A 4,210-nucleotide genomic window follows, 5' to 3' on the forward strand; every position below is an offset into this window, starting at 1 on the left:
TGGCGCTCGCCGGAGCGGGGGCGCCAACCACCGTGCCGACGGCGGTGCCGAGGCTTGCGATCGCCTGGCCAGCCCCCGAAGCGGCCTTGTCGACGGCGGGGGAGAGCGGAGCGAGCGGGCCGGTGAGGACAGGAGCCACACCAGCGGGGGTCGATTCGACGACGGTGGCGAGCGCCGTCGTCGTCTGCTGGACTGCCGTGCCCGCGGTGCCCAGCGCGTGCGGCACGGCGGGGACGATGGTCGCGGTGGTGCGATCGACCGGCGCCGTGACGCTGGAAGCCGTGGTCGGGATGGGCGCACCGACCGTGGAGGTGACTACCTTGGCCGGCGCGGTCACCGCCGCGACGGCGGAAGTGACCGGCGCGCCGAGCAGATCGCTCGAGGCGGAGGCAGCCGCGCCAGAGAGCAGGAGCCAGCCAAAACCTAGGCCTGCGGCGATGAGTGCGTAGCGCAAGAGAGCGATGGCGCGGAATGGCGTAACGCGCATGCTCCCCCTTGTCGATTCTGAGACCTCGAATCTCAAATTCCCCGAAACCCGCGGAAAGTTACTGCCGAGTTTTCTCCAAACAAACTCTATGATTACCCGGGGCAACTGTCCAGTGCAATCCCCGCGAATCTACTCTGCGGCCAAGGCCTCGCGCACGTCCGATCGAGGGCAGGCTCGGGGCTGGCCGAGAATGTTTGGCGCTCGCGGCGTCATGATCCGGCAGTGGCGCTCTCTCCTTTCGTGCAAGGTCATGTGATCTGCGTCGCATCACGCGGCAAAAAACCGAGGAGTCCTAACATGCAAGATGCCCTCACGAACGGCCTGAGCACGGTGGTCGACTTCGTTCCCAAACTCCTGCTGTTTATCGTCATCCTGGTCGTGGGGCTCTTCGTTGCCCGGCTCGTCGCGAAGGGGCTCTTGATGGTGCTTCGGCGCCTCGGCTTCGATCGGCTGGTCGAGCGCGGCGGCCTCAAGCAGATGCTCGCGAAGTCGGCTATCGACCCGACAGACCTCATCGTCAAGGTGATCTACTACGCGATCGTGCTGCTCGTGCTGCAGTTCGCCTTTGGCGTGTTTGGGCCCAACCCGATCAGCACCCTGCTCACCACGATCGTCGCGTTCCTCCCGAAGGTCGCCGTCGCGCTCGTCATCGTCGTCGTCACCGCGGCAATCGCGAACGCGGTGCGCGGCCTCGTCGCCTCCGCCCTGTCGGGCGCGTCCTTCGGCCGCCTGCTCGGCACGATCACTTATGTTGCGATCCTCGCGCTCGGCGTCATCGCGGCCCTGAACCAGGTGGACATCGCGGTCACCGTCACGATGCCCGTGCTCATCGCCGTTCTCGCGACGGCGGCTGGCATCGCAATCGTCGGCGTGGGCGGCGGGCTTGTCGGCCCCATGTCGCGCCGCTGGGAGGGCTACCTTTCGCGCGCCGAGGGCGAGGTGGATGGTCTCCCCACGGCGGGCGACGGCTCGCACGCGGATCAGCCCCAGGCCTCGGAACAGCGCTACTGAGCACGAACGCACGGGGTCCGCAGAGGGCCCCGCAATTAAGTCAGCCGGCGCCGGCACCCGAACTCCTCGTCGAGTTCGCGTGCTGGCGCCGGCTGTGTGAAGGGGTGGTGATCAGCCGCCCCAGACATCCCCTGCGGAGAGCCGGGCTATCTGGGCGCGGGCCTGCTGTTCGCTCAGGCCGGCTTTCATGAGGGACGCAAGCAGGCGTTCCTGCAGCGTGAAGATTTCGGAATCGGTCGGACGGTGTCGGCGTTCGGAATCCACAGATCTCCTCTCGGCGGGTCCACGGCGCGCTGAGCTCTTTCGGCCGGAGCCGTGAAAAGTGGTGAATGACTAGGATCCCCACAAGAGGTGCCCCAGCTACAGGGCCCAAAGTCCCTAGACGCCGTCAGGCGGGCGGAATTTCCGCGGCCGGTCGAAGATGCGCCGCCAGGGTCTGAGCCGACTCCTCGAGTTCGACGCTGCCCTCGGCCACCCCCACCACGAGGTCAAAGACCCGGTCAGGGATCATGTCGTGCTCCGCGCCGTTCAAGGCAAGAAAGACCACGACGAAGACCCAGGCGCTGCGCTTGTTGCCGTCGATGAGCGCGTGGTTCCTCGTCACCGATTCGAGAAGAGCTGCGGCCTGAAGAGGCAGTGTGGGGTATGCGAATTGGCCCATCACGGTCGTGGAAGGACGGGCGAGGGCTGAGCCGAGCAGCCCAGCATCGCGTACGTGGAATCCCATCCTGTCGACGAGAGCGAGCGCTTCGTCCAGTTCGAGGAAGAGGCTCACGCATCAGCCAGTCGCTCGAGCGCCTCGCGATCGTGCGAAAGGGCGAACTGAAAGCCACGCTCGATGAGCTCCTCGCGGCGGCTCCTTGCGACAAACTGACGGGCCGCCTCGACCACGAGAGCATTCTTCGACATATGGCGATCAGCGGCGAGCTGGTCCAGTTCGCGATCCAGTTCCTCCGGGAGTCTCAAGGTCATCGGCATGTCCTGATGCTACCAAATTGGTATCACCGCGGCGGTCCCCGGCCGCTGTGACTTCGGGGCTTTGACTCCTGAGTTCATTTGGGGACATACTGTCGTCAAGTTACTGACGATTCGTCAGCATGATATCGACAACATGTCTCCAAGGGGTTCCATGTTTCTCGCACTCCGCGAACTGGGCTTTGCCCGAGGGCGGTTCGCCCTCATGGGCGCCGTGATCTCGCTCATCGCGCTTCTCGTCGTCCTGCTGTCGGGGCTCGCTGCGGGTCTCACGAACGACGGCGTATCCGGCCTGCGCTCGATGCCCGCCACGAGCTTCGCCTTCAGCAAGGGCACGATCACCGACAATGCGTTCAGTCGATCCCTCGTCGACCCCCAGCAGCTCGCCGCATGGAGGGACGCGCCGGGCATCGCCGCGGCCGAACCGCTGGGCGTGAGCTCGGTCCACGGCACGGCCAACGGGCAGCAGACCGACCTGACGCTCTTCGGCGCCGAGCCTTCGGGCTTCCTCTCTCCCGCCGTCTCGCGAGGCGAGAGACTGTCCGGGCCGGCCGGGATCGTCGTCTCGGAGACGGCGCGGGCCAAAGGGCTCGACCTCGGGAGCACCGTCACGCTCGACCGAATCGGCGTCGAGCTGACCGTCGTCGGGTTCACGAAGGGCCAGGCGACGTTCGGACACGTCAACGTCGCCTACCTTCCCCTCGCCACATGGCGCCTCATCGCGTCCGGCGGCGCCAAGCCCGGCCCGCCGACACAAGCCCAGGTCGACGCCGTCGCGTATCGCTACGCGAGCGCCGTTGCGGTCCAGGGCGCGTCCGGCGCGACGCCGGATCTCGCGGCGATCGACGCGCGGGCCGGAACCGTCTCGATGACCAAACCCCAAGCGTTCAACGCCTCGCCCGGCTATCAGCCCGAGACGCTCACCCTCACCATGATCCAGGTGTTCCTGTACGCGATCAGCTCGCTCGTCGTCGGCGCGTTCTTCACGGTGTGGACCATCCAGCGAAAGCACGAGCTCGCCGTCCTGCGCGCCATCGGCGCCTCGGCCGGCTATCTCCTGAGGGACGGCCTTGCGCAGGCCGCGATGCTGCTCGGTGCGTTCACAGCGCTGGGCGTCGGGGCCGCCGTCGTCCTCGGGGCCCTCATGCCCTCAACGGCCCCCTTCAGTCTCGAGCCGGCGCCCGTCGCGGTCGCGACCGCCCTGACGATCGGGCTCGGCCTCGCGGGCGCCGCCGTCGCCATCTTGCGCATCGCCCGCGTCGATCCCCTCACAGCCCTCGGAGGAAACCGATGAACGTCAATCCCGCCCCGCCTACCCCCGCCCCGCCTACCCCCGCCCCGCCTACCCCCGCCCGTCCCGTCCCTGCCCTCGACCTGACCGACGTTGTCCTCGACCTCGGCGACGGCGAGGCGAGCGTCCGCGCCCTCGACTCCGTCTCGCTCCGCATCGAGCCGGGCGAGTTCGCCGCCGTCGTCGGCCCGTCCGGCTCGGGGAAGTCCTCGCTGCTCGCCGTCGCGGGGCTTCTCTCCGCCCCGACGTCGGGCTCGGTGCGCGTCCGGGGAACCGACGTCTCGGGGCTCGGGGCCGGAGCGGCGGCCCGCTTCCGGCGCGAGAACATCGGCTTCGTGTTCCAATCGGGCAACCTCATCCCGGCCCTGACCGCGGCAGACCAGCTACGCCTCGCGGCGCGACTCGCCGGGAACCACCGCCTGGACCCCGAGCCGCTCCTCCGCGCC

The 4,210-nt window shown here is 67.9% G+C and carries 7 protein-coding genes; 3 read left to right on the forward strand and 4 right to left on the reverse strand.

Going from position 1 to position 4,210, the window contains the following annotated elements:
* Positions 1-487 (reverse strand): hypothetical protein (locus tag ACLN58_RS18765; RefSeq protein WP_415856758.1); only part of this gene is annotated, 487 nt, incomplete at its 3' end.
* Positions 488-784: 297 nt separating this feature from the next.
* On the opposite strand from ACLN58_RS18765, the gene ACLN58_RS18770 reads away from it, so the two are divergent.
* The gene (locus ACLN58_RS18770; protein ID WP_415856759.1) at positions 785-1,498 is read left to right on the forward strand and encodes a mechanosensitive ion channel family protein; all 714 of its coding nucleotides are present in this window, start codon (positions 785-787) and stop codon (positions 1,496-1,498) included.
* Positions 1,499-1,609: 111 nt separating this feature from the next.
* Here ACLN58_RS18770 and ACLN58_RS18775 read toward each other — a convergent pair whose 3' ends face one another.
* From ACLN58_RS18775 to ACLN58_RS18785, 3 genes are all read right to left on the reverse strand, one after another.
* Positions 1,610-1,762: a hypothetical protein gene (locus ACLN58_RS18775; RefSeq protein ID WP_415856760.1), complete on the reverse strand. Its 153-nt coding sequence runs from the start codon at positions 1,760-1,762 to the stop codon at positions 1,610-1,612.
* A 124-nt stretch (positions 1,763-1,886) separates the two neighbouring features.
* On the reverse strand, positions 1,887-2,273 hold the full coding sequence (locus ACLN58_RS18780; RefSeq protein WP_415856761.1) for a type II toxin-antitoxin system death-on-curing family toxin: 387 nt from the start codon (positions 2,271-2,273) through the stop codon (positions 1,887-1,889).
* Complete coding sequence (locus ACLN58_RS18785; protein ID WP_415856762.1) at positions 2,270-2,476, reverse strand: CopG family ribbon-helix-helix protein; 207 nt, start codon at positions 2,474-2,476, stop codon at positions 2,270-2,272. Before ACLN58_RS18785 ends, ACLN58_RS18780 begins: the two co-directional genes overlap by 4 nt.
* A gap of 151 nt (positions 2,477-2,627) precedes the next feature.
* Here ACLN58_RS18785 and ACLN58_RS18790 point away from each other — a divergent pair, with 151 nt between their 5' ends.
* On the forward strand, positions 2,628-3,767 hold the full coding sequence (locus ACLN58_RS18790) for an ABC transporter permease (RefSeq protein WP_415856763.1): 1,140 nt from the start codon (positions 2,628-2,630) through the stop codon (positions 3,765-3,767).
* Positions 3,764-4,210 (forward strand): ATP-binding cassette domain-containing protein (locus ACLN58_RS18795; protein ID WP_415856764.1); only part of this gene is annotated, 447 nt, incomplete at its 3' end. The genes ACLN58_RS18790 and ACLN58_RS18795, both read left to right, overlap by 4 nt.

This window comes from Sinomonas sp. G460-2, from assembly GCF_047759905.1.
Taxonomy (GTDB): domain Bacteria; phylum Actinomycetota; class Actinomycetes; order Actinomycetales; family Micrococcaceae; genus Sinomonas.

Excerpts from the sequence above, each read along its gene's own strand:
- ACLN58_RS18770 (WP_415856759.1), top strand. The coding sequence starts at position 785 with ATGCAAGATGCCCTCACGAACGGCCTGAGCACGGTGGTCGACTTCGTT.
- ACLN58_RS18785 (WP_415856762.1), bottom strand. The coding sequence starts at position 2,476 with ATGCCGATGACCTTGAGACTCCCGGAGGAACTGGATCGCGAACTGGAC.
- ACLN58_RS18790 (WP_415856763.1), top strand. The coding sequence starts at position 2,628 with ATGTTTCTCGCACTCCGCGAACTGGGCTTTGCCCGAGGGCGGTTCGCC.